Source organism: Photobacterium sp. ABD4_091, from assembly GCF_056160145.1.
In genome coordinates, this window is sequence record NZ_JBSWWQ010000002.1 from 95,299 (window position 1) to 120,094 (window position 24,796).

Sequence of the window (24,796 nt, forward strand, 5' to 3'; positions counted from 1 at the left end):
ATGATTTTTATTTAACTTAGGCGACCTGCGCAACTTGTTTGAGGTATTGGGTGGGCGTCATGTTCAGGTGCTTTTTCATTGCCCGAGAAAAATTGGATGGGTCGGAGTAATTAAGCTTTTCAGCAACATCTTGAACGCTCAATCCCTGCTGCAATAGCTTGAGTGATCTCTCAACCTTCTTTTGGTTTAAGTAGTCCCTGAATGAAGTATCGTGCTGGATGAACAAGCGCTGCAATGTTCTTTCGGACACGCCAAAAAGTTGGGCAACGAAATCAATCCCGAAACTTTCACTCTGCCAAAAGGTATCAATCACTCCCTTTACTCTGGTTATGGAGCAACTAGGACGTTCTTTGGGGAACAACGACATGGGTTCCATGTCCCTCATATCAATATCGACGGGTACATAGTTGTGCTTTGTCCCATAAAAGACTTTCTTCTCGGCGGTTTGTCCGACGATTTTGGCTTTTGGAGCTGATAGATGATGAAAAGCGAGGTATTTAGGCTGCCATGTTTCACCCAGCTGTCTTTTTAGCTGATTGATAATGATAAAGGCAGTGAACTCATTTGAGTGCTCGTAGCCTTTGCTTGTCGCCTTGAGGGAGCTTTGATGGCAAATCCGCATTTCACCGTTTTGGTACTCCAACCATAGTTTGAAGTGTGAGCCTTGGAGGTGCTGAAGCGAGAGTAAAACATTGAGTAAGTCCGTTACTCCTTCACTTCTTAACAGTTGCTCTTGGAATTGCGGGTGGATCCCTCGGTTGTCGACATATTGCGCAGCATGAAAGCCAATATAGTTGCACTGTGTCGCACTCGCAGTTGAAGCCACAATGTGCCCGAGTAAATGCGAAGGAAGGTATAGCTTTGGGTTGACCAAGGTATCCCTATCAACATTGAAGTTCTTCAGCAATACAGAAGGATCCCGATCATGCTCGTCGAGAAACTGAAGAAAAGGGGCGCTAAGGGCTGCGCGGCAAACGGGTAGTGAACTCATGTTCCATAAACGTGGTGAATGATAATGGCACTGTATGCTAAGCCACCTTGAAGTTAACTGAATGGCCTGGAGACAACAATTTTCATCTTTTTTTCGTCTTTTCTAAATGGTGCCCGTCTTACGGGTATACAAACTACTGAAGAGAGATTTAGTGATGCTTAAAGTTGTCAGTTTTAAAATTTGCCCATTCGTCCAACGTGTGACTGCAGCATTGGCTGCACGGAATATCCCTTATGAAATTGAATATATTAGCTTGAAGGACAAGCCGCAGTGGTTCTTGGATATTTCGCCAAACGGCCAGGTGCCTTTGTTGATTACTGAGTCAGGTGCGGCGCTATTCGAATCCGATGCCATTATTGAATACATTGAAGATCAATATGGCCCGCTTGAAGAAGGTGTCAGCAACGAGCAGCGAGCACTTGATCGCGCTTGGAGTTATTTGGGGGCGAAGAACTACATGACCCAGTGCGGCACCATGAGTAGCAAAGACAAGGCAACATTCGAGCAGCGCAACGAAAAATTTGTGACGGCATTTGCCAAAGTAGAGAAGCAACTGTCTGGCAAATCGCGCTTCTTCAAATCAGATAGCATTAGCAATGTGGATATTGCATGGCTACCTTTGCTGCACCGTGCGAATATCATCAAACAGCATACGGGGTTTGATTTTCTGTGTGGCTTGCCGAAAGCACAGGCGTGGCAGCAGGCTGTTATGGAGTCAGGTCTGGTTGAAAAAACCGTTGCCGAGGATTTTGAACTGCACTTCTCCAGTTTCTACTTGTCCGAGACATACCTAAAGACAGGTAATGAGCTGCAAAGCCGTTCAACTTGCGCTTCAAGCAGTTGCTGCGGCTAACGTGTAGCCATATCTTAATTTACTATTAACAATATTAAGGTTATGGGGATTCCCATAACCTTTCCGCGTTGGAGGTGAGTAGCCTTGGAGACCATTTGCCTTGGAGAATAGCTGTGCTGGAGAAAGAAATGCCTGAGAGTGTATTGCCGGAAAGTGCAATTCGCATTGAGGATGTGTGGCAGCAATACCAGACAAGCCTTAAGCGTTTCTTGCAGTCGAACGTTTCGTGCCCGGATGATGTGGATGATTTGCTGCAGGATATCCTTATTAAGACCTACCAGCAGATCAGTACGGTAAAAGACAGGAACAAGCTGAAGTCTTGGCTGTTTCAGCTAGCCAATAACACCATTATTGATTTCTACCGCAAGCGAGCCCGGCGTATAGGTGTTACCGAAGACGAGCTCTGGTATACCGAGGGTGGGGAGAGTGTCCACCGCCAGCTCTCCCATTGTATTCTGCCGTTTATCCAAGCTTTGCCAGAAGAGGACGCGCAGCTGCTGAGTGCGATTGAAATCAGTGGCACCTCGCAAAAAGATTATGCCGAGCAGCATGGAATGAAGTACTCGACACTGAAATCACGTGTCCAGAAGAGCCGGGAAAAGCTTAGCCGTCTGTTTAGTGAATGCTGTGAGATGAAGGTCGATAGCCATGGTAATATTATCGACTTCGAACAGAGGAAGAAGTGTAGGAATAAATGCTAGGCCCTAGAACTTAGAGCCTGGGAAGAGCGGATCCTGGATCCTGGATCCTAGTTCCTGGGAAAAGAATAAGAGCTAAAGAGCTTAGTGCCTAGGAAGAGTGAAAAGCAAGAGCCTGATATGAAATGCTTTTACACAAGTTGCAGTACCCAGAACTCATGAACTAGGAACCAGTAACTAGGATCTATAACCTGCTTTTAATTATGAATATCCCATCAAATATCATTGAAAAAGTCATTCAGTCCATCGGCGCTAACAACGTCGCGGATGTTGAGCATATCCAAAGCCTGTGGGGCGGTTATGGGGAGTTGGTGCGGTTACACCTTGAAGGTGGCCGCTACAGTTCTGTTATTGTGAAATACATTCTGTTGCCTCAGCCAAAGGATCACCCAAGAGGCTGGAATACCTCACGTTCACACCAGCGCAAATTGGACTCTTACCAAGTTGAAGTGAATTGGTATCAAGATAACGCCAACGGCTGTCATGTCCCAGTACCAAAGTGCCTGCTGATGGAACAACAAGAGAATGAAATTTTGTTGGTGCTGGAGGATTTGAACACGCTGGGATATTGCGAGGTACATAAGCGTGTTGAGCAGACTAGTATTTTGGCTTGCCTGCGCTGGCTGGCTCAGTTTCATGCTCAATATCTGGTTCAAGACAAAGCCATTGAAACCAAAGGACTCTGGCAAACGGGAACATATTGGCATTTGGCTACCCGTCCGGATGAGTTAGCTGTGCTTGAAGACCCAGCCCTTAAAGCCGCTGCTGAGCGTTTAGACAGCACGCTAGCAAATAGCCGATACCAGACACTGGTGCATGGTGATGCCAAGCTGGCTAATTGCTGTTTTACCCCTGAGGGTACAGCTGTCGCCGCGGTTGATTTCCAATATGTGGGCGGGGGCTGTGGTATGAAGGATGTCAGCCTTTTCCTCAGCAGTGTGCTGGACTTCAGTGAAAGCGTGGAGAGCAATCAGCGTAAAGTTGAAGGGTACCTTGATGAGTACTTTGCGGCGCTGAAGCAGGCATTGCAAGAATACCAGCCAGATATAGACGGCAACGATGTTGAGCAGCAATGGCGCCCAATGTACTGCGTCGCATGGGCTGATTTCCAGCGGTTTATGAAAGGCTGGTGCCCGGATCATTGGAAGATCAATCCTTATACCGAACAACTTACTGAGACTGCATTGCAATGGCTGGAAACTCAGGCTGAGCAATAAACTGTTTGGGGCGAAAGAGCGGTAATTGGTTTATCTAGGTTCACAATTCTAAACTATTTCCCCACTATGAGCTTTGCGGCTTAATTTTATGTTTACGCTGAGTGGTATTGCGTAAAGCTAAGCCTGATTCCCCGCGTTTCCCCCTATAACTACGCGAAATGGAGTTCTTAGTGGTTACTCAAGTATTAAAAAAACGCTTTAAGCATTTCTACGCCTCCGATCTTAGAGGGGTCGGGCAACTAGCAACGCAAGCAACAGTGAGTGCAACCCGAATCGCTGAAGGTGTCCATCAGTCAGTTTGGCGTACGATGGGCGTGCCGGGTGGCTCAACCCCGGACAGAACCCGCGGTATCACAGGGTTTGTGTACAAGAACATCTATAAAATAACCGAGCTAGTGGGGAGTGGGTTCGATAAAGTTCTGGAGAAATATCAACCTTGGCTCGAGTCCTTCGATGAAGACAAGCCTGAGACTTTTGAGCGTATTTCAGTGCTGTCAGCCCTTAACGGTGTGATGGGGGATAGGTTGGTCGAGCAGAACAGTCAATTTGCGATCCCGATGAGTTTCTATCACCAGCAAGAGCGGTTGCCATTCGACGACTTGCAACCCTTCAACATTACGAAAGCGACAACGAAAGTTATCCTGATGATCCATGGGCTGTGTATGAATGATCGTCTCTGGCGAGGGGAGCATGACGGGGTTGAGGTCGATCATGGCCAGCAGTTGTCCGCCTCGCTGGGCTATACCCCTGTTTATCTTCGCTATAATACCGGCTTGCATACCTCGCAAAATGGACGGCAACTCTCTGAGCTCATTGAGCAATTCGTCCAAAAATGGCCTGTCCCTATAGAGGAGCTGTCGATTGTCGCTCATAGTATGGGCGGGCTGGTGGCTAGAAGTGCCGTTCATTATGGCCAGAAGCAGGAAATGAATTGGCCTGATAAGCTGAAAAAAATGGTGTTTCTGGGGACTCCCCACCATGGGGCGCCATTAGAGCGTTACGGCAATAAATTGGGCATTATCCTTAGCAAAACGCCATATACCGCGCCTTTTAATCTGCTTAGTAACCTTCGAAGCTCGGGGATCACCGATCTCCGTTATGGGTATGTCATTGATGAAGATTGGCAAGGTACTGACCGTTTTCATAATAAACCCGACGAACGGACAGGTGTGCCTTTGCCCCAGGATATCGCTTGTTTCACTATTGCAGCGACAACTGCCAGTCAAAGAAGTATGTTAGCTGAGCGATTGATTGGGGATGGTCTTGTTCCACTCAATAGTGCGTTGGGGGAGCATCCAGTAAAAGAGCGACATCTCCTGTTTGCCGACTCAAACCAGAAAGTCTTTCATGACATGAACCACAACCAGCTGTTGAGCGATCCGCAGATCACCCAACAACTTGAAATGTGGTTGCGCTAAGGCTTAACTGGCTTCACTTCCCATCAGCAGGGTGATGGGCCATCCAATGTTTGGCGATATCAGTGCGGGTGGTCACCCAGATATCGTCAAAACCATTAATGTAATCGAGGAATTTCTTGAGTGCCTGAATCCGCCCGGGCTTGCCCAAAATCCGGCAATGCATGCCTATCGACATCATCTTTGGCGAGGTTTCCCCTTCTTCGTATAAGCAATCAAATGTGTCTTTCAAATATTGATAGAACTCTTCGCCATGGCTAAAGCCGAAAGGTGAGGAAAAGCGCATGTCATTGACATCCAGGGTGTAGGGCACCACTAAATGTGGCTTTTCACCAGACGGGGTATCAAGCGAAGTCCAAAATGGCAGGTCATCACCATAGTAGTCAGAGTCGAACAGAATCGATGGGTGCTCGGCAAGTAACTGGCGGGTATGCTTCGAGTCCCGTCCGGTATACCAACCAACTACAGGCTTTCCGAGCAGGTCTTCCAAACGGGTTAAGGCTTGTGCCATATGCTCACGCTCTTCGTCTACCGGCATATTCTGGTGGTGGATCCATTTAAGGCCATGGCATACCACATCATAGCCATTGTCGATAATGGCTTGGGTAACGGCAGGGTTGCGTTCTAGCGCAGTGGTGATAGCAAAGATAGTTAACGGCAACTGACGTTTTTCAAACTCGTTGAAAATACGCCACACCCCGCTGCGCGAGCCGTATTCATACAAAGATTCAATGCTCATATGGCGATCAGGGTAGGCTTCCGCCCCGGCGATTTCAGACAAAAATGTCTCGGAGTGGGTATCACCATGCAGGATACAGTTCTCACCACCTTCCTCGAAATTCAGCACAAACTGCACCGCAAGTTTTGCATTATTGGGCCAGTTGGCGTGCGGCGGTTTTCCGGCATAGCCTGCCATGTCACGCGGCTTAAGGGTGGCATTGCGTGACAGTAGTGCATCATCATTGCTCATGGTTATTTCTCCTTGCCCACAGTATTTGACCAATGCTGGTAGCGCCCGGTGAAATGTTTAGCTGGCGGTGGGGCATAGGTTGCAATCTTGGGTGTAGATAAGGATAGCCGATGAAGTGATTCTGCCAGGCTCACGGCTGCAGTGACGCCGTCGATGACTGGGACACCTAGTTCGCTTTGTAAATCCGACACAAGATCAGACATACCCGCGCAGCCGAGTACAATCGCTTCCGCGCCATCGTAGTGCAGGGTTTCCCGGCAAGCGGCTAACAACTGCTGGAAGGTCGCATTGTCAGTTTGCTCCAATGCCATAACCGGCAACTCGATAGCTCGGATAGCACTGCAGCGTTCTGCCAAGCCATAGCGTTGCAATAAATGCTCAGCTGTTGGAATAGTGCGCGCGAGGGTGGTGACGACAGAAAAACGGTGAGCAACTAAGCTGGCAGTATGAAAGGCCGCTTGGGCAATACCGATCACGGGTGCTTCGGTAAGCTCTTTGGCAGCATCGAGTGCGGGATCGCCAAAACAGGCCACGATATAAGCATCAGGTTTGGTTGCCTCTTGTTCGCACTCCCTGATCACTTCCAGTAACCCGGCGGACGCCAATACTTCATCACGGGCACATTCGATGGTTTCTGGACCATGCTGTGGGGAGCAGGCGATAACTTGGGTTGTTGGCAGGGCAATATGCTCGGCACATAGGGCGATTTTATCTGTCATTCCCTGGCAGGTATTGGGGTTGATAAGCTGGATCCGCATCCGTGGGCTCCTAATAAATAAAAATTCGGGTCTAATGAAAAAGGGCATCGAAATCGACAGGCTTATTGTCACTGTCGAATTGGAGGCTATCTTGTATCACTTCTAGATGGTGCTTCATCCATATCGTGGCGGCTTGCACTTCGCCCTTGTCCAGCAGTGAAATTAATTCTATGTGGCTGCCGCAATCACAGCCGACACTGTGTTTTGTGCCGAATACGGCAATGATCAATGAAGATCGAAAGGCCAGCTGCTCGACAAACTGGGTCAGGGTGTCGTTATTCGCGACCTTGGCCAATTCAATGTGGAACAAGGCGGTATATTTGATAGTGGCGGCAAAATCATTGTTGTCCTTGGCTTTGTCCTCTTGTTCAATAACCTTTCTTAAGGCCTCTGCATGGTGTGGCTGCCAATAGTTGGCAATCGTTGAGATCAAGCCTGTCTCGACCAAGATACGGCTTTCGAAGACTTCTTGCGCCTCCGTCGCTGACGGTGTCCTGACTTCAGCACCTTTGTTGGGCTGGATAGTAATGAAGTTTTCTATCGCTAGTTGCTGGAGGACTTTCCTAATTGCGGTACGGCTAACCTTGAACCTTTCAGCCAGCTTATCTTCTGGTAGGCGAACACCTGGCTCTAATTGCTGGGCCACAATCGCGTCACGAATTTTAAGGTAAATAGCATCGTATTGAATCATGGTAGTAATCCATTAAACTCATTAAATACAATATAACGTTAGAGTGTATACAATTAGCATAATTTAGTTTTCACAAAAAAAGCAATTAAACAAATAATAAAATGCGATACCACAATACTTGCGCGCCAATAAGGAGCATGCCTGCATCATGTTGATGCAGCTAATGCCTTATTTTTTCTTCATATAACCCTTTGCTCCTTTGTTTTAAACGATTTCTAATGTTGGCATGATGATTGTATACACTGATTGTATACGATTGTGAGAGGGAGTTATTATGGATAAGGAAATTATAGGTGTTACAGTCAGTCCCAGATTAATTAATGATGATCTGGCGCCGGAGAAAGAGCAGAAGTGGGGATGGTACAGTATTTTTGCTTTTTGGATGTCAGATGTTCATTCCGTTGGTGGCTATGTATTTGCAGCCAGTTTGTTTGCATTGGGTTTGGCCAGTTGGCAAGTCTTTGTTTGCTTAATATTGGGTATTTCGATTGTCCAGTATTTTGCAAATTTAATGGGTAAACCGGGGCAAAAAGCAGGGGTTCCATTTCCGGTTGTTTGCCGAATGTCATTTGGGGTATTAGGGGCAAATATTCCAGCGGTAATCCGCGGGTTAATTGCTGTCGTTTGGTATGGTATTCAAACTTTCTTAGCATCCAGTGCCTTTATTGTTCTTATCCTGTACTTTGCACCGGAATATGGACGTTATACCGAAGGCTCATTTTTAGGCTTATCGCCATTGGGTTGGTTTGGTTTTATCTTTATGTGGATCACTCAGGCGATGGTCTTTATGTTCGGTATGGGTGCAATCCGTAAACTGATTGATTGGTCTGGCCCGGCTATATATTTGGCAATGACATTGTTGACCGGATGGATGGTCTACAAGGCAGGCTGGCAGAACATCGACTTCAACTTAAGTGAGTCATCACTTACGGGGTGGGATGCATTTACTCAAATGGCGGTAGCTACAGCACTGGTAGCGGGTTACTTCGCCGGGCCTACCTTGAACTTCAGTGATTTCTCCCGTTACTGCAGTTCTTATAAAGCATTGAAGTTCGGTAACTTCCTTGGCCTGCCGATTAACTTTGTGTTGTTTTCGCTATTCAGTGTCATTATTGTCGCTGCGTCTATGCCGGTATTTGGTGAAATCATTACTGACCCGATTGAAACCGTTCACCGTTTAGATAATGGCTTGGTCATTATTCTTGGCGCCTTTACCTTTATTCTGGCAACGATTGGTATCAATATAGTGGCTAACTTTGTTGCCCCGGCCTTTGATTTCTCTAATGTTTCACCACAAAAGATCAGCTTTAAAACAGGTGGTTTTATTGCAGCTATCGGCTCGGTATTAATTACACCTTGGAACTTGTTCAATAACCCAGAAGTTATTCACTACACGGTTGATGTTCTGGCAGCAGTTATTGGTCCACTATACGGCATTATTATTATTGATTACTTCAAAATCAGAAAACAAGAAATTGATATTTCTGCTTTATATACCGAAGACAAAACCAGCCGTTATTGGTATCAGGGTGGCGTAAACAAACACGCGGTGTATGCGTTGATTCCTTCAACGGTAGCGGCACTGTTCTCTTCGTTTATTGTGGTTGAATTGGCCAACTTCTCACTGTTTATTGGCGGTATTCTTGGTGCTGTGAGTTATTGGTTCTTGATGAGCTACGAGTGGCAATTGAATGTAAAAAAGCGCAATCATGTAAGCATGAATGAAGCATAAGAATAAGAAAATAATATCTACAAACTACTCCAGAAATAACCTGTTGGCTGGAATGGAAAGTTAAGTATCAATGAACGTAAAAAGGAAATAGCTATGTTCAAGAAAGCGTTAGTCGGTGTCGTCAGCCTGTTATTGTGTTCCACTTCTATTATTGCCAATGCGACACAACTAGAAGATATAAAGAAAAGCGGCGTGCTGAAAGTCGCCGTACAGCAGGACTTCCCTCCTTTTGGTTTTGTTAGCCGTGATATGAGCTTGCAAGGCTACGATATTGATATGGCCGAGTATATTGCTAAGTCGATGGGGGTTCGCTTGGAGCTGGTGCCGGTTACCAGTGCCAACCGGGTGCCTTACCTACAAACCCGCAAAGTTGACTTGATCATCTCTAGCCTGGGTAAAAATGCTGAGCGTCAGCGAGCAATTGATTTCAGCGAAGCTTATGCGCCGTTCTTCTTGGGAGTATTCGGTACGGAAGGGGGCGATGTTAGTTCAGTAGAAGGTTTGTCAGGCCAGGTAGTCGGGGTGACCCGTGGCTCGGTAGAAGACATTGAGCTCAGCAAACTGACTGGAAAGGATGTCACTATCCGCCGCTTTGAAGATAACAACACGACGATTTCGGCTTATGTGTCCGGCCAGGTTGATTTGATTGCAACCGGCAATGTGATTGCCAGTGAAATTGCCACCAAGTTCCCTAAACGCCACCCGGAAACCAAGTTTGCTATCAAGAATTCGCCATGCTTTATCGGTGTGCGCAAAGGCCAGGAAGCCTTGCTGAGCGAAGTCAACGGCCTTATCAAGCAAGCCCATACAGAAGGCAAGCTCAATGATATGTCTGTTAACTGGCTTAAAGCGCCATTGCTAACTGACCTAGCTACCGATATAGCATCATAAGAGGTGGCAATGGATTACCAACTCGATTTTTCAGGGCTTTCACCATACTACGGTGATTTGATTCAGGGTATCTGGCTGACTGTGCAGTTAGCCATTGTCACCACGGTGCTGGGTGTCGGTGTGGGTATCCTCGGGGCGGCGGTTCGTATCCGCCCCGCAGGGATGCTTAAGCGAGTTGTCGGCGCTTACGTTGAAGTAGTGCGTAACACCCCCTTTATTGTTCAGCTCTTTTTTATCTTTTTCGGCCTACCGGCTATCGGGATGAAACTTTCCGCCTGGGAAGCTGGGATGATTGCCATGGTGGTTAACCTTGGCGCCTACAGTACCGAGATCCTCCGGGCTGGTATTGAGGTAATTCCTAAAGGACAGTGGGAAGCGGCGAAAACCCTAGGCCTAAAACCCGTGCAGGTATTTGTCCGGGTGATCTTGCCGCAAGCCTTCCACCGGATTTCACCGGCGCTGATCAGCCAGTGCATCATCGTGATGCTGGGCTCATCCGTGCTGTCACAGATTTCGGTCGAAGAGCTTACCTTTACCGCTAACTTTATTCAGTCACGTAACTTTTTGAGCTTTGAATCTTATTTGGTGACGGCGGCAATATATCTTGGGCTGGCATTGGTCATGCGCTGGGCGCTGGTGCAAATCAGCAACAAGTTATTCAAGACCCATGTGATGGGGAGGGTAGCTTGATGGTTGAATTTACTGACTGGGATATCTTTCGAAACCTAGCGCTTGCCGCAAGATGGACAGTATTGCTCTCTATTATTGCTTTCATCGGCGGCGGCATTGTAGCAGGCATCATGCTGATGTTGCGCATGACCAAGAATGTCCTGCTGGTGGGCTTAGTCCGGGTTTATACCGAAGTATTCCAGGGCACGCCTCTTCTTATGCAGCTGTTTTTGGCTTTCTTTGGCCTTTCATTGTTGGGCATTGATTTAGGTGCATGGACTGCTGCCAGCCTGGCGTTGACCTTATTCACAAGTGCCTATCTTTGTGAAATCTGGCGTGGCTGTCTCGACTCCCTGCCAAAAGGGCAGTGGGAGGCAAGCCGTACATTGGGGCTCAATTACTTCCAAACCATGCGTTATGTGATTGTGCCGCAGTCTATTCGCGTTGCGACCGCCCCGACTGTCGGTTTCTCGGTTCAGGTTATTAAGAATACGGCGCTGGCTTCGATTATCGGATTTGTCGAACTCACTAAGGCAGGCACCATGCTCAACAATGCCACCTTCGAGCCGTTCAAGGTTTTTGCCCTTGTTGCCCTGTTTTACTTTGCGATTTGTTACCCACTTACCCGTTACAGCAAATATTTAGAAAGGAAGCTCAATGTCGCTGGTTAGTATCGATCAAGTACATAAATTCTATGGTGAGAACCATGTCCTTAAAGGCGTAGATCTCAAGGTAAAGGCCGGTGAAGTGGTATCCATCATCGGTAAGTCGGGATCAGGCAAAAGCACGCTGCTACGTTGTATCAATGGTCTTGAGAAATATCAGGAAGGGGCGATTGTCGTTGCCAACCAAGCGGTGACTGACGACGAGTACCAACTGCGCCAACTAAGCCGCAAGGTCGGCATGATCTTCCAAGGCTTTAATCTGTTTCCGCACATGACGGCAGGCGAAAACGTGATGCTGGCACCTAAACTGGTGTTGGGCAAAAGCCCTGAAGAGTGCCGTGAACTGGCCTTGGCAATGCTGGAGAAGGTCGGCATGGCTGAGAAGTTTGATCAGTACCCGACCAGTATGTCTGGTGGCCAGCAGCAGCGGGTGGCGATTGCCCGCTCGCTGGCTATGGCGCCGAGTGTATTGCTTTGCGATGAAATCACCTCTGCGCTTGACCCTGAGTTGGTCGGTGAAGTGCTCAAGGTGCTCGAAGACCTAGCCAAAGATGGCATGACCCTGGTTCTGGTGACCCACGAGATGAATTTCGCCCGAGATGTCGGTGACAGGGTGGTGTTTATGCACCAGGGCAAGGTGTGGGAAACCGGCGCGAGTGAAGCGGTGTTTGCCAACCCTCAAACACCTGAGCTGCAGCAGTTCTTGTCATCGGTATTGTAGGAGGCGTGATGGATCAAAGCGTTTATTGCAGCCAAGGCCCGAGCCAATTACCCCCTTTAAAGCAGTGTGGGGTTTTGCAAGGCTATGAATTTGTTTTCAAAGACTTGTTTGATGTTGAAGGGTATATCACCGGGGCGGGAAATCCGGCTTGGCTGGCAACCCATCAACCTGCCAAGCAAACATCGCCGCTTATTTTGAGTTTATTGGCTAGCGGGGCCAAATGTGTCGGCAGGGTGCAGACGGATGAACTGGCCTACAGCCTCAATGGCCAAAATACCCATTATGGCACCCCTGTTAATCCAGTGGCACCGCAGTGTTTGCCGGGAGGCTCATCCAGTGGCTCGGCGGTTGCCGTTGCCCGCGGTGATGCCCACTTTGCTTTGGGGACTGACACCGGTGGTTCTATCAGGGTGCCAGCAAGTTACTGCGGATTATTCGGGTTGCGCCCGACATACGGCGCGTTGTCATTGGACAATGCCTTTTCGCTGGCAGCCTGTTTTGATACTGCTGGGATACTCGCACGGGATATTGCTGTACTGGATAAAGTCGTCCATACCTTGTTGCCGGAGCTGGAAAGCCCGGATGAGATTGATGAAAAGACAGTATTTGGCATAGCGATAGACCGTGGCTTGTTTGATCTTGTTGATCAGCCTGCCGCAGACGAGATCCAATCGTCATTGGACAAGCTCGAAGATGGCTACCGTGATCAATGTTATGCCAGCATTTTAGAAAAATGCGACGTGACAACCAGCCAGTTAGCTGAGTGGTTTAGGTTGATCCAAGGCAGAAGCATCATTGATGAGCACCGTGATTGGCTCAAGTCCCATAAAGGCACACTGGGTGACAGCATTGCCGAGCGGGTCGAGATGGCGTTTGCCATTACCGACCAGCAATACAGTGAGGCGCAAGAGCAAGCTGTCGCGTTTAAGCAACGCTTGTTAAAAGAGCTAGTTGGCTTAGGTGGCTGGTTGTTGATCCCGACGACTCCGGGCTTGCCTCCTCTTCGAAATGCCAGCCCGGAAAGCTTGGCGACTTACCGGCAAACCTTGTTGGGCTTTACTGCAATCGCAGGTTTATGCGGCCTGCCTCAGTTGCACCTGCCTTTGGGAACGCTGGATAGCAAGCCCTATGGAGTGTCATTGCTGGGGTTACCAGGAACTGATTTGGCACTGATAAACCAAGGGAAAAGGCTGATGGCCTGTCTTGGTAGTCAGCCAAATCATTGAGATAAAAGGTCATTTAGATAAAAGCTATTGAGAAAACCAGGCAATCAAGAAAATAACAAGGAGAGGGCATGAGTCAGCAAGGAGTGAGTTTTACCGCGCCACATTTTAAAGCAGCTGAAGCAGGGCAAGCGGTGCTAGAAGCGGGCGGGACTGCCTGTGAAGCCATGGTGGCCGCCGCAGCGGCGGTGGCCGTTTACTACCCGCATATGAATAGTCTGGGTGGAGACAGTTTTTGGTTGGTTGCTAAAGCGGGGCAGGAGCCAATCACGATTGATGCATGTGGCCGCAGCGCACTGGGTATTGATTCGGCTTATTGCCAACAGGCTGAAAAAAACGGTTTGCCTAGTTCAGGTGCGGGTGCTGCGCTGACCATGGCTGGAACGGTCTCTGGTTGGCAAAAAGCGTTGGAGATAGACAACTCGGGAACGTCACTATTTGATTTGCTCCAAGTAGCGATTGAAGGCGCAGAGTCTGGTGTTGAGGTAACAGGAAGCCTGGCTGCCGCGAGCCGTAAAACGTTTGAATCCCATAAAAATAATTCAGCTTTTGCGGCTGCTTACTTGCCTAAAGGCCGCCCCCTTGAGCCGGGGGAAAGAGTGACTAACCCAGCGCTCGCTAATACCCTTCGCCGGCTTGCTGATGTTGGATTGGATGACTTTTACCATGGCCAGTTGGCAGATTTGCTGGCCGAGGACTTGGCCGCTGCGGGCAGTGTGTTGTCTCTGGCTGACTTTCAACAACATAAGGCGGAGTATGTAGCGCCTTTGTCTGTGAATATCTCCAAAGGGCGTCTTTACAATATGGATGCGCCGACCCAAGGCGTGGCTTCATTGTTGATATTGGCCATTTATGACTTGCTGGCTGAGTCGGCAAACTCCGACATTGACCATATGCACTTGCTGGTGGAAGCGACCAAAAAAGCGTTTCAGATCCGCAACCGTGTGGTGACGGATCCGCACTGCTTGTCACAACCGCTGGCCGATTTTCTTCAGGCCGATCAGATAGCCCAGCTAGCCGCTGAGGTTTCTCTCGATACTGCAGCCCCATGGCCTGAGCTAGCGGTGCCTGGCGATACCGTGTGGATGGGAGCAATTGACCAGTACGGCACCATGGTGAGTTTTATCCAGAGTGTGTACTGGGAATTTGGCTCGGGCATTTTATTACCGCAGACCGGTATTGTCTGGAACAACCGGGGCATTTCTTTCAGTACAGACTCTTCGCACCATAATGCACTGGCACCCGCGAAGAAACCTTTTCATACCTTGAACCCAGCCTATGCCGAGCTTAGTGACGGCAGCAGGATGGTTTACGGCACCATGGGCGGGGAAGGCCAGCCTCAAACCCAGGCCTGCCTGTTTAGCCGATACCACTACCAAGGTGACAGCTTAGCGCAGTCTATTGCCAAGCCCCGCTGGTTATTGGGTCGAACTTGGGGTGATGACAACCACCATCTTCGCCTCGAACAATCACTATACCAACAAGCCTCAGGCCAGTTAGCTGGAAGAGGCCACCAAATTGCTTGTATCGATGATCTTTCAGAGCTGATGGGCCACGCCGGCGCGATTGTGTGCCAGCCTGATGGCCAGATTGAAGCAGCCACCGATCCACGCAGTGACGGACAGTTTTTTATAAGGAAGTAACCATGACCAACACAACTTTTGAAACTTTGAATCCACCACAGCGTCTACTGATGGGGCCCGGCCCTATCAATGCCTACCCAAGGGTATTGCAGTCGATGTCCAATCAATTGATTGGCCAATATGATCCTGTGATGACCGGTTACATGCAGCAAGTCCAGCAGCTTTACCGCGGGGTCTTTAATACCAGCAACGAAGCCACGTTATTGATCGATGGTACTGCTCGTGCCGGTATTGAAGCGGTATTGGTTTCTGCCCTGAAGCCGGGCGACAAGGTACTTATTCCTGTCATTGGCCGATTTGGCCACTTGCTGTGTGAAATAGCCCACCGTGTTGGCGCAGAGATCCGGACTATCGATGTGGAATGGGGAGAGGTGTGCGATCCTGCTTTGATCGAACAAGAAATCAAAGCATTTCAGCCTAAGCTATTGGCGACGGTACAGGGGGATACCTCTACCACTATGAATCAGCCGTTGGCTGAAATCGGTGAGATATGCCGTCAGCATGGTGTGTTGTTCTATTGCGATGCTACCGCGTCAGTGGGTGGTAATGCGCTGAAGGTGGACGAATGGCAGTTGGATGCGGTCTCTGTCGGCTTGCAAAAATGCCTGGGCGGACCGTCAGGTAGCGCTCCGATCACGCTGAGCGATGGCTTTGTCAGCGAGATCAGCAAGCGCCGCCATATTGAATTAGGTTTGCGTACCGATCAGCACAGTGCGGGAAGCGAACCGATGATCTGCTCAAACTATTTTGATTTGCCTATGATCCTCGATTACTGGGGAGAAGAGCGGCTGAACCACCACACCGAAGCGACGACGATGCTCTATGCCGCCCGTGAGTGTGCCCGCCTGTTTTTAGAAGAAGGTGAAGAGGCTGTGCTTGCTCGCCATGAAGTGGCTGGTCAAGCAATGGCACTTGGCTTGAAAGCAATGGGGCTCAAATTGTTCGGTAACCAGAAATATAAGATGAACAATGTGGTGGGCGTTTATATTCCACAGCAGCTTGATGGCGAAGCGGTTCGCGGTGAGTTGCTGAACCTGTTCGGTATTGAAATCGGCACTTCATTCGGCCCTCTACACGGAAAAATCTGGCGTATAGGCACCATGGGATATAACGCCCGTCAGGAAGCGGTGTTGTCGACACTGGCGGCGCTGGAAGCAGTATTAGTCAAGCATAAAGCTGCGATCAATACCGGTGTGGGTGTACAGGCAGCAATGGCCTGTTATGCCGCACTTGAACTGTAGGAGGGCGGATGTCAGATATAAGCTTCCGCCAACTGGCTGAAACCGTAATGGCTCAAGCTGAGCACCTTGCTACGCTGAGTGAATTCCCAACTGAACTAACCCGTTGCTACCTGACCAAACAACACCAGCAAGCTAATCAGGTGGTTCATGAATGGATGCATAATGCTGGAATGCAGACATGGACAGATGAAGTGGGCAACGTCTGGGGACGATTGCTTGCTTCAGAAAGCCAAGCAAAAGACACTTCTCTGATCCCCAGAGTCATTATCGGCTCCCACATTGATACTGTCCGTAATGCCGGTAAGTATGACGGCATGCTGGGGGTGTTAGCAGGCATTGCGGTTGCAGCGAAGATCCAGTCTAAGGCTTTACCCTTTCACCTCGATATCGTGGCTTTCGGTGACGAGGAAGGGACTCGCTTCGGCCAGACATTGATTGGCTCATCGGCCGTTGCCGGTGAGTGGAACCCCAATTGGCTAGAGTTGGTTGATGGTAATGGCGTCAGCCTGAGAGAGGCGATGGTCGAGTTTGGCTTGGAGCCAACTGAGGCTGCAAAAGCCAGTTGTGCTAAAGAACCTGTTACTGCCTATTTGGAGCTTCATATTGAGCAGGGGCCAGTATTAGAAGCTGAAGACTTACCGGTTGGCGCGGTGACGGGCATTGCCGGTGCCAAAAGGTATCAGTTTGAAGTGACAGGGATGGCAGGCCACGCTGGCACAGTACCAATGGCGCAGCGGCAAGATGCGCTAGCAGGTACGGCTGAAATGATACTGGCAATTGAAACGGTTGCTAACAGTGTCAAGGATGTTGTCGCCACGGTAGGGCAGGTTTCTGCTGCGCCCGGGGCGATAAATGTGATTGCGGGCAAGGCGTGTTTTAGCCTGGATATCCGCAGTCTGGATGAAGCTGAACTGACTAAGGCCGAACGTGCGATCTTCCAGCAGGTCGATGCAATTGCTGCCCGACGTGGTTTGGTTGCGAGCTATCAGGAAATCCACAAGGCACCCAGTGTTAATTGCTCGCCTGGGTTAACTGGGATTATTGCGGCAGCCTGTGAAAAGATCACCCGGAAGAGTCCTTTGAGCTTGCCAAGTGGCGCTGGCCACGACGCGATGGCTATGGCACATTGCTGCCCGGTAGGCATGGTGTTTGTGCGGTGCCATAAAGGGATCAGCCATCACCCAGCCGAAGCGGTACTGCTTGATGATGTTGCGGCTGGCCTGGAAGTGCTAAGTGAATCGGTACTTGGTCTGGCTTTAGATAAAGAGAGTTTGCTGGGAGGGAACCAATGATGAGTGAGCTGATGGATCTACTGCCCGATCTCTGTGATGCATATGGTGACGATGTCACGTTGGTTCCTATTCTTTTCCAGCACTTTGGCGCAAAGCCGGTATTCTTTGGCCAAGTCGTCACCCTGCGCTGCTTCCATGATAACCAGTTGCTGATTGAGACTTTGCAATTGGATGGTAAAGGGAAAGTGCTGGTGGTCGACGGAGGCGGTTCGTTGGCAAGAGCCTTGATTGGTGATCAGTTTGCCCAGTTGGCCATCGACAATGGGTGGGAAGGGATTGTCATTAACGGTGCGGTGCGTGATGTTGCCGAATTATCCCAAATGCCTATCGGTATTAAAGCGTTGGCCCCTTGTCCGTTCCGCGCTGACAAGCATGGCAAAGGGGAGTTGAATGTTTCTTTGTTGCTTGCTGGGACGGAAGTGGAGACGGGGCAGTATGTCTATGCCGATCTCAACGGGGTACTGGTAAGCTCAGATCTGTTAGTGAACAAAGGTCAGTTGGTAGACAAGCCCCAAGGAGTAGAAGCCGTTTAGGCTCATGTAAGCTTCTTACTATTTTTTAGTTTGATAAAAGAAAACCCAGCAGCAATCAATGATTGCCGCTGGGTTTGTCGTTTATACCCGTTTATTTTTCCTGCTGGTCTTCAAACAGCAGGTTGATGGCAATGCTCACCAATACCAAGCCAAGGATTGGCGCTAGAACCGCCAGTGGCGCACGTTCAATGTAAGGCAGGCTTTCGGCAATCAATAACCCCCATTCTGGATGAGGCGGCTTTGCGCCCAAGCCAATGAAGCTCAATGCCGTCAGGCTTAAGGTGATTGGCGGAAAACGCATGACCGTGTGCTTAAGTAACGGCGGTAAAATATAAGGAAGTTGATAGTGCCTCAACATTCGCCAACGACCTACACCCCAAAGTGGCGCTAACCGGATATGTGGCTGTGCCCTAGCCTCAAGCAATAGGCTGGAACAATGGGAAGCCAACGGCGCCCAGGATACCAAGACCACCGCAATCAACGCGCTGTTGGGATGCATACCTGAAAGCCCGGCAACCAGCAGGCCCGCGACGATATACGGCGTCCCTTTTGTTACTTCAATCAAGCCTTGGCTGAGCTTGGTGTTGAAACCCATGATAAGCCCGACCAGTAAGCTAAGGAGTGTCGCTAGCACACCCATGCTCAGGGTGGAGAGCATCCCTTGTCCAACTCGAGCCAACAAGTCACGGCCGACAGCATCAGAACCTAATGGCGCAGCCAAACTTGGTGAGATCAAGCGGGCAAACTGGCTGGTGTAGGGATCACGCATTTCTGCCCACAAGGCAAATCCAACTAACAAAATAAAGATTGAAGCACTGACTACACGTTTAGTACGACTTTTGGTAAAGCCGAGTGGTGAGTTACTGCTGATCAACTTGCCACTTTTCAACCCTTGTCCTAGCCATAGATGCTGGAAAAGGATGGTCAAACTACTGATGGCTATCGACAGCACCAGAAGGAACAGCAAGCCCCCCTGTAAGGTTGGTAGATCTTGCGCAGCGGTTGCCCCTAGCGTTAGTCGGCCAATCCCCGGGATAGAGAATATGTGTTCAACAGTTACCGCCCCGCCAGTCAGGCCAATGACGATCATCGCTATCTGAGGCAATAGGTTAGTCAGCGCACGGCGCAGCGCATAGCGGCCAATATGTACTGAGCTTATATTGGCACTGAGCCAGGTGATAACCCAAGGTTCATCCAACACCCGACGAAGGCTATCGTTGAGCAGCTTGGTAAACAGGCCAGTTGCTGGCAGTGCCAGTGCAAGGCTCGGTAACCAGATGTTCTGCCAACCCTGCCAGCCATAAGGCGGCAATAAATTGAGCCAAATGGCAAAAAACAAGATCAGCAAGGTGGCTATCACGTACTCAGGCAGCGTGATGAGTACCGTACTGATACTACCATTGAGCTTATCCAGTCGGTTCCGTCGCCATTGCCACATGGTGTGCTGGACACTGATAGCACAGAACAACAAGGTTAGGCCAAATGCACAACCCATCAACAGTAACGAGGTACCAGCGGCACTCATAATTGATTCACTGACAGGACTGCCGTCAATCCAGGAGGCACCGAGGTCACCCTGAAATAATGAGGTGAGCCAGTCCCAAAGTCGCTCCAAGCTAGTTCGGTGCAGTCCCAGATCTTGGCGGACTGCTTCTAAGGCCTCAGGTGTCATCATACGCTGTTGCCCCGAACGGGCACGCAGAATCGCCTGGGTAGGATCAATGCCGGCAATGTCCGGCAATAAGCCAACCAGCACGACCATGGCCGACAGCGCACCTGCGCGTGACAGCCATGGTAGCGAGCGATTTAGCATAGGAGAACCTGATAGGTTGGCAAATCGCATTTTACTTAGTTCACATCCGTAAATTCAGTGACCAGCAGGCGTTCGCGTGGATCACGCTCAGCATTTTGAACGCGCAGGCTTTCACCTTGGATAACACGTTCGTGTAGCAGAGGAATTGCTGCGTATTGGCCAAGAATCATCTGTTCAGCGGCAATGGTCGCTTTCTGGCGAGCTTCACCTAGCGGTTGAAGATCTGCATGGGTTAGTGCCTTATCCACTTCTTCTGAACAGAATTGGCCCAAGTTGAATGAGCCTTCACAGCCGAAATCACTCATCATGTAAGCGACTGGGTCACCTGAATCGAGTACTGTGGCACGCGATAGCATGAAGATATCAAAGTTACCGGCAAGGGCATCATTTTCGATCTGGGCGTACTCACGGATATCCAGCTCTACATTAAAGCCTGCACTTTCAAGTTGCTGCTTAACCAGTACCGCAACTTCCGGAAGCTCTGCTCGGTCGGTAAAAGTACCTAGGACAATTTTCTCGCCATTAGCCTTGCCTTGCTCAAGTGCTGACGCGTCAGGGCGAAGTGGGGCTGCCCAAGCCAGAGCTGGACCTAACAGGCCTTCTGCTTTGTCCGCACGATTTTCGTAAACCGTTTTGATGATCTGCTCACGGTCAATCGCTGCGGCAGCAATTTTACGCATTTCAAGCTGGCTAAATACTTTAGACGAGTTGTTTAGGTAAAGCGTATTGGTACGAGGCATGCTGACTTCGTGAAGTAGTTCAGGGTCAATCATTGCTAGCTGGGAAACAGGCACGGCTTCCACGACGTCTGCTTTACCGGTGCGCAGTGCAGCGGCACGGGCAAAACCGTCCGGCACATACTCAGCAGTAACACGCGCGACTTTCGCCTTCTCACCCCAGTAATCATCAAAACGCTCTAGTTTGGCGCTGGTCGCACCGTTAATCTCGGTCAGGATGAATGGGCCACTACCGGCACGGGTTGGGTTTACCCGGCCATCATCTTGGTAGGCACTTGCGGCAAGGATAGAAAGCTGCGGGCTAGAAAGGCGGCTTGGCAGAAGTGGATCGTTAAACTCGGTTTTAATTTCTACACGAATGTCATCCAAGGCACGTACTTGCCATTCGATGCCGTCGATAATACGTGGCTTCGGTGCTGCCGCGAAGGCCTTCTCTAGAGAATTAACGACAGTTTCGGCTGTCAGTTTGCTGCCATCATGGAAGGTGACACCATCACGGAGTGTAAATTGCCAAGTGAGATCATCAACCTGTTTCCACTCAGTCGCGAGTTTCGGTAAAGCTTCCGCTTGTGGGTTCAACTCAATAAGCGTTTCAGCTGTTCTCCAACGAGAAAGCTTGAACGCATCATCAGACAAAGGCGAAAGGCCAGTACGTGGAGGCTGCATCATGGCAAGATGAATTTCAGCGCCTTCGTTCTCGGCTGTGTTTTCTGTTGATGAGTCGAAGCAACCACTCAGGGCTAGCATTAGGCCAGCGGCAACAGTGGTTTTAAGCAGGTTTGAGGGCATGATAATGTCCTTGATAATCATAGTTAGCTCGCAATAGCTTGCGATGGAAATTGCATATCTATCAGCGATTGGCTGGTAGGGTGGGTTGGGTTGTCAAAAATCTCAGTAGCAGTGCCGTATTCAACGACTTGGCCTTTATCTAGGACTAAGATCTCATCACATAATTCTTTGGCCGCGCTCAAGTCATGGGTAACCAGCAGTAGCCGCATATCTCTTTGTTTCTGCAAGTGACTTAGCAGGTCAAGAATGTACTGGCGGCTGACAGGGTCAAGACTGCTGGTGGGCTCATCAGCGACTAATACACAAGGCTCAACAACGAGTGCTCGGGCAATTGCTACCCGCTGGGCTTGGCCCAGAGAAAGTTGGTTTGATTTATGATCAAGCAGGTCAGCACTTAGGTTGACATCTGCGAGCGCGTTAAGCAGGCGCTGCTCGCAATCCTCAGTCAAACCGACGCAATGTTGCGGTTCGGTCAGGATTTCCCTCACAGTGTAGTGAGGGTTAAGGCTGGTGTGCGGCTCCTGTGGGATAAGCTGGATATGTCGGCACAACTGCTGGCGCTGTTGCGCTGAGATCTGCGAAAGCGCTTGTTCGCAAAGGTAAACTTCACCTTCACTGATCTGGCGTAGGCCAAACAGCAATTCAATCAGGGTGGATTTGCCTGCTCCAGATGGGCCAACAACCGCTAGGCTTTGTTGATCAATATCCAAATTCAGTTTGTTAAGCGCGACAAAGGGCTTTCCGCCTAACCAGCGCGGCCTTGAGTAATAGTGCACACTGACATTGTCGAAACGAAGTTGGGCTGAGCCCCTGTTGTGATGATGCATGTGTGCTCCTATACCATCAGCTGGCGTAGCTGGTGGCAAAATGGGTGCTGGCTTTCTAGTAGAGCTTGTTGTGGTTTGCCGTAGGCAATCATTTGCCCCTCATCGATAACCACGAGCTTGTCGCAAGCTAGTGCACTGTGCAGGTCATGGGTGATCAAGACACCAGCAATCTCTTGTTGTTTGATGCTGCTGCGCAGCAAGTCGAGGATTTCCCGTTCAGTTACAGGATCCAAGGCGCTGGTAGGTTCATCAGCGATCAAGACAGGGGCGCTGCCAAGCAGTGCCATGGCAATACAAATGCGCTGGCGCTGCCCGCCTGAAAGCTGGCTTGGGTAATGCTTGAGGATTTGCTCTGGCTGATCAAAACCAAGCTGGATAAGCAAAGGGCAGATGGTTTCTTTATCCGTACATTTTTTTGACTTCCCGGCATTTAGCGCCAGGCTCAACTGGGTACCGATACGGGCTAGAGGATTCAGTGCCTGAAGGGGATCCTGGAAGATGACTGCTGCACGTTGTTCAGGGGTACGATTGAGCAATGCAATTTGCGCAACCTCATTGCCTGTAATGCAGATCTCCCCTTGTGGTCGGATTCCTTTCGGGAGAAAACCAGCAATGGCTTTCGACATCATCGATTTACCGATACCCGATGGCCCCATAACCGCCAAGATTTCTCCAGCATTAACTTCAAAGGCGATGTTTTTAAACAGCGACCCATTATCGTGATTAAGGCTCAACTGGCTGACGGTAAGTAGTGGTGCGGTCATCTGGCTATAAGTGTAATGTTATAAAGTAACAATGATAATCATTTTTAAAAGTATGACAAGGGGGCGTATTGAATAAAAAAGTGTATTTTTAAGAACAATAAAACGCATTTATGCAGTTTTTTGCCCTGAAAGTGTAAGATTTTGCAGTTTTATAATTTGTGAAAAGAATAGGAAAAAATAACGTTTTATGGTAATAGTTCTCATTTCTTGCTGGTTTCAACGAAATATGCGCTTGGAACACAGAGAAAAATCGGCTTTCCCATCTCAATTTTAAGCGCCATTTTGCGCTTTGAAGACGCTTAAATACCGTCTCTAACTATTTGATCTGAACTATTAAAATCATGGCGTTAACAAACAAAGATTATTACAAGATTGCAATTCCATTCATTATCTCGACGGTGACCCAGCCTTTGCTTGGCGCTGTCGATACGGCGGTTATTGGCCGCTTGGGAATTGCTGAGCTTATTGGCGGTGTTGCTATCGGTACCGTTATCATGAATACCCTTTACTGGCTGTTTGGCTTTTTCCGTGTGAGCACCACCGGCCAGAGTGCGATTGCCATGGGCAAGAATTGCAATAAAGCCAAAGCAAGCAGTTTGCTGCGCCCATTTGTTTTGTCTGGGCTCGTCGGTTTGATTTTTATTTTGACCCAATCGCTAATTTGGCAAGGGGCACTATGGGTAATAGAGCCTGCTGCGGATGTGGCTGTTCACGCTAAGACTTACTTTGATATCTTGATCTTCGGTGCACCTTTGGTGCTGCTCAACTACACCGTGATTGGGTGGTTGATGGGGCAGGCTAAGGTGAAGGAAGTTTTGTTTACCCAGGTCTTTGGTAATGTGCTTAACATTATCCTTGATGCGATTTTTGTCCTTTGGTTTGACTTCGGTGTCGCCGGTGTTGCGTTTGCCAGTTTGATTGCCCAAGCAACGACCTTTGCGATTGGCATGGTGTTGGTATTCAAATCGAGTGACTTTTCTTTATGGCAGTACCTTGGCTTGGCGCGAATGAGCAAGGCAGATCTCAAGACCATTATCGCATCGAATTCTGATTTGATGCTGCGTACCGTGTGTATTCTTATTTTCTTCAACATGATGGCCAGAACCGGCTCTCGTCTTGGTGCCGATGTGCTGGCGACCAATGCTATCCTGATGCAAGTGACCTTTATTGTCAGCTATATGTTCGATGGTGTTGCTAATGCATCGAGTGTCTTTTCCGGTAAAGCCGTGGGTGAAAAGAACCCTGGGTTGCTTAAAGATGTACTGCGGCTCAACTTCCAATGGACGACATTGTTTGTGGTGGTAATGACGGCCTTTATTGCTTTGTTCAAAAATGATTTGGTACTGCTGTTTACCCAAATCCCATCGATTATTGCATTGTTTGAGGATATGTCAGCTTGGCTATTGCTGTTCCCGTTGGTGGCGGGCTATGGCTTGACGGTGTATGGCATTTTTACTGGCACAGGCACGACTCGCCCGGTGCGAAATTCAAGCATCGCGACTTTGTTAGTGTTCCTGTTGGTGATTTACTTTGCTGTTGAGGCAATGGGGAACCATGGCCTTTGGCTAGCCTTTACGTTGTTTTATGTCGGCCGTTTTGCTTTCCTGTATCCCTTCATTTCTCAAGTCAAACAGAAGTGCCTCCAAGCATGATTTTACTGAGC

23 protein-coding genes are annotated in these 24,796 nt (G+C 49.2%); 15 read left to right on the forward strand and 8 right to left on the reverse strand.

Annotated features, from left to right (window positions below):
* Positions 1-16 precede the first annotated feature (16 nt).
* Positions 17-991: a helix-turn-helix domain-containing protein gene (locus ACXAGQ_RS14760; protein ID WP_475254851.1), complete on the reverse strand. Its 975-nt coding sequence runs from the start codon at positions 989-991 to the stop codon at positions 17-19.
* Positions 992-1,145: 154 nt separating this feature from the next.
* Between ACXAGQ_RS14760 and ACXAGQ_RS14765 the strand changes: the two genes are divergently transcribed.
* The 4 genes from ACXAGQ_RS14765 (at position 1,146) to ACXAGQ_RS14780 (ending at position 5,177) form a co-directional block, all read left to right on the forward strand.
* Entirely contained in the window at positions 1,146-1,844 is a 699-nt protein-coding gene (locus ACXAGQ_RS14765) for a glutathione S-transferase family protein (RefSeq protein WP_475256588.1), read from the forward strand.
* Positions 1,845-2,002: 158 nt separating this feature from the next.
* Positions 2,003-2,545, forward strand: a complete 543-nt coding sequence (gene sigZ, locus ACXAGQ_RS14770; RefSeq protein WP_475256589.1) for an RNA polymerase sigma factor SigZ — start codon at positions 2,003-2,005, stop codon at positions 2,543-2,545.
* A gap of 200 nt (positions 2,546-2,745) precedes the next feature.
* Positions 2,746-3,759: a phosphotransferase gene (locus ACXAGQ_RS14775; protein ID WP_475254853.1), complete on the forward strand. Its 1,014-nt coding sequence runs from the start codon at positions 2,746-2,748 to the stop codon at positions 3,757-3,759.
* A gap of 170 nt (positions 3,760-3,929) precedes the next feature.
* A complete protein-coding gene (locus tag ACXAGQ_RS14780) occupies positions 3,930-5,177 on the forward strand; it encodes a PGAP1-like alpha/beta domain-containing protein (protein ID WP_475254854.1) in 1,248 nt (415 codons plus the stop codon).
* Positions 5,178-5,190: 13 nt separating this feature from the next.
* On the opposite strand, the gene puuE is transcribed toward ACXAGQ_RS14780, so the two are convergent.
* Genes puuE through ACXAGQ_RS14795 form a run of 3 tightly spaced genes read right to left on the reverse strand, consistent with a single transcriptional unit; the run spans position 5,191 to position 7,593 of the window.
* On the reverse strand, positions 5,191-6,144 hold the full coding sequence (puuE, locus tag ACXAGQ_RS14785; RefSeq protein ID WP_475254855.1) for an allantoinase PuuE: 954 nt from the start codon (positions 6,142-6,144) through the stop codon (positions 5,191-5,193).
* 2 nt (positions 6,145-6,146) lie between these two features.
* Positions 6,147-6,902, reverse strand: coding sequence for an aspartate/glutamate racemase family protein (locus ACXAGQ_RS14790; RefSeq protein WP_475254857.1), 756 nt, complete (start codon positions 6,900-6,902; stop codon positions 6,147-6,149).
* Positions 6,903-6,933: 31 nt separating this feature from the next.
* A complete protein-coding gene (locus ACXAGQ_RS14795; protein ID WP_475254859.1) occupies positions 6,934-7,593 on the reverse strand; it encodes a GntR family transcriptional regulator in 660 nt (219 codons plus the stop codon).
* Between the two features lie 274 nt (positions 7,594-7,867).
* On the opposite strand from ACXAGQ_RS14795, the gene ACXAGQ_RS14800 reads away from it, so the two are divergent.
* The 10 genes from ACXAGQ_RS14800 (at position 7,868) to ACXAGQ_RS14845 (ending at position 18,203) form a co-directional block, all read left to right on the forward strand.
* Complete coding sequence (locus ACXAGQ_RS14800) at positions 7,868-9,325, forward strand: NCS1 family nucleobase:cation symporter-1 (RefSeq protein ID WP_475254861.1); 1,458 nt, start codon at positions 7,868-7,870, stop codon at positions 9,323-9,325.
* 93 nt (positions 9,326-9,418) lie between these two features.
* On the forward strand, positions 9,419-10,216 hold the full coding sequence (locus tag ACXAGQ_RS14805; protein ID WP_475254863.1) for a transporter substrate-binding domain-containing protein: 798 nt from the start codon (positions 9,419-9,421) through the stop codon (positions 10,214-10,216).
* 9 nt (positions 10,217-10,225) lie between these two features.
* Positions 10,226-10,906, forward strand: coding sequence for an amino acid ABC transporter permease (locus ACXAGQ_RS14810; RefSeq protein WP_475254865.1), 681 nt, complete (start codon positions 10,226-10,228; stop codon positions 10,904-10,906).
* Positions 10,906-11,556, forward strand: a complete 651-nt coding sequence (locus ACXAGQ_RS14815) for an amino acid ABC transporter permease (protein WP_475254866.1) — start codon at positions 10,906-10,908, stop codon at positions 11,554-11,556. Before ACXAGQ_RS14810 ends, ACXAGQ_RS14815 begins: the two co-directional genes overlap by 1 nt.
* Positions 11,543-12,271, forward strand: a complete 729-nt coding sequence (locus ACXAGQ_RS14820) for an amino acid ABC transporter ATP-binding protein (protein ID WP_475254868.1) — start codon at positions 11,543-11,545, stop codon at positions 12,269-12,271. The genes ACXAGQ_RS14815 and ACXAGQ_RS14820 overlap by 14 nt, the downstream gene beginning before the upstream one ends.
* Before the next feature lie 8 nt (positions 12,272-12,279).
* Complete coding sequence (locus ACXAGQ_RS14825; protein WP_475254869.1) at positions 12,280-13,497, forward strand: amidase; 1,218 nt, start codon at positions 12,280-12,282, stop codon at positions 13,495-13,497.
* Between the two features lie 68 nt (positions 13,498-13,565).
* Positions 13,566-15,137 carry a gamma-glutamyltransferase family protein gene (locus ACXAGQ_RS14830; RefSeq protein WP_475254871.1) on the forward strand — a complete coding sequence of 524 codons (1,572 nt, stop codon included), beginning with the start codon at positions 13,566-13,568 and terminating at the stop codon, positions 15,135-15,137.
* A gap of 2 nt (positions 15,138-15,139) precedes the next feature.
* A complete protein-coding gene (locus ACXAGQ_RS14835; protein ID WP_475254873.1) occupies positions 15,140-16,378 on the forward strand; it encodes a pyridoxal-phosphate-dependent aminotransferase family protein in 1,239 nt (412 codons plus the stop codon).
* Positions 16,379-16,386: 8 nt separating this feature from the next.
* Positions 16,387-17,670 (forward strand): allantoate amidohydrolase, encoded by a 1,284-nt coding sequence (locus ACXAGQ_RS14840; RefSeq protein WP_475254874.1) that lies wholly within the window; start codon positions 16,387-16,389, stop codon positions 17,668-17,670.
* Between the two features lie 8 nt (positions 17,671-17,678).
* Positions 17,679-18,203, forward strand: a complete 525-nt coding sequence (locus ACXAGQ_RS14845; RefSeq protein WP_475256590.1) for a putative 4-hydroxy-4-methyl-2-oxoglutarate aldolase — start codon at positions 17,679-17,681, stop codon at positions 18,201-18,203.
* Between the two features lie 91 nt (positions 18,204-18,294).
* Here ACXAGQ_RS14845 and ACXAGQ_RS14850 read toward each other — a convergent pair whose 3' ends face one another.
* The 4 genes from ACXAGQ_RS14850 to ACXAGQ_RS14865 are packed head-to-tail and all read right to left on the reverse strand — an operon-like array spanning position 18,295 to position 23,133.
* Positions 18,295-20,016 carry an ABC transporter permease subunit gene (locus ACXAGQ_RS14850; RefSeq protein WP_475254876.1) on the reverse strand — a complete coding sequence of 574 codons (1,722 nt, stop codon included), beginning with the start codon at positions 20,014-20,016 and terminating at the stop codon, positions 18,295-18,297.
* Positions 20,017-20,051: 35 nt separating this feature from the next.
* Positions 20,052-21,542, reverse strand: coding sequence for an ABC transporter substrate-binding protein (locus ACXAGQ_RS14855; RefSeq protein WP_475254877.1), 1,491 nt, complete (start codon positions 21,540-21,542; stop codon positions 20,052-20,054).
* A 23-nt stretch (positions 21,543-21,565) separates the two neighbouring features.
* Complete coding sequence (locus tag ACXAGQ_RS14860; RefSeq protein ID WP_475254878.1) at positions 21,566-22,369, reverse strand: ABC transporter ATP-binding protein; 804 nt, start codon at positions 22,367-22,369, stop codon at positions 21,566-21,568.
* A gap of 8 nt (positions 22,370-22,377) precedes the next feature.
* On the reverse strand, positions 22,378-23,133 hold the full coding sequence (locus ACXAGQ_RS14865; RefSeq protein ID WP_475254879.1) for an ATP-binding cassette domain-containing protein: 756 nt from the start codon (positions 23,131-23,133) through the stop codon (positions 22,378-22,380).
* A gap of 341 nt (positions 23,134-23,474) precedes the next feature.
* Between ACXAGQ_RS14865 and ACXAGQ_RS14870 the strand changes: the two genes are divergently transcribed.
* Positions 23,475-24,785: an MATE family efflux transporter gene (locus ACXAGQ_RS14870; RefSeq protein ID WP_475254880.1), complete on the forward strand. Its 1,311-nt coding sequence runs from the start codon at positions 23,475-23,477 to the stop codon at positions 24,783-24,785.
* The last annotated feature ends 11 nt before the right edge of the window (positions 24,786-24,796 follow it).